At 57.1% G+C, this 524-nt stretch carries 1 protein-coding gene and 1 pseudogene; both read right to left on the bottom strand.

Annotated elements, in window-relative coordinates; translation table 11 throughout:
- Nucleotides 1-369, bottom strand: a 369-nt coding sequence (locus ACFQUU_RS29495) for a transposase (protein WP_382252208.1), incomplete at its 3' end; no start/stop codon positions are given.
- A gap of 74 nt (nt 370-443) precedes the next feature.
- Nucleotides 444-500: pseudogene (locus ACFQUU_RS29500) on the bottom strand (hypothetical protein); the annotation flags it as partial.
- Nucleotides 501-524 lie beyond the last annotated feature (24 nt).

Genomic DNA, 524 nt, shown 5'->3' on the forward strand with positions numbered 1-524 from the left:
CGCTCGCCCGTCCTGCGTCGCTGCTTTCTTCCGGTTTCGCTTATGTGGCGCAATCAGTTCAATACCGCGCTGTGCCAGCCTTTGATCGAGCGGATCACTGTCGTAGGCGCGATCCCCAATAAGTCGTTGGGGTCGTCCCACCGTGAAGGTTTCATCGATGGTAGCCTCGACAAGGGTGATTTCATGTGGGCTAGCAGAAGCCGTGTGCACGGCGAGTGGAAGACCATGAGCGTCTGCAATAACCATGAGCTTCGTACCTTTGCCCCGCTTGGTCTTTCCCACTTTTGGGCCCCTTTTTTTGCCACCACGAAGGTGCCGTCGATGAAGCATTCCGATAAGTCGATTTTTCCTGCTTCTTCCAGGTGCCATGCCAGCGCTTCCAGTATCTGTCGCATGACGCCGGCTCTGACCCAGCGACTAAAGCGCCTGAAGCAGGTGGACCCGGAAGGAAACCGGTCGGGAAGATCGGCCCAGCACGCCCCGGTACGCAATACCCACAAAATGCCATTGAGTACTGCCCGATC

Source organism: Herbaspirillum sp. GCM10030257 (assembly GCF_042666555.1).
Classification (GTDB): Bacteria; Pseudomonadota; Gammaproteobacteria; order Burkholderiales; family Burkholderiaceae_D; genus Noviherbaspirillum.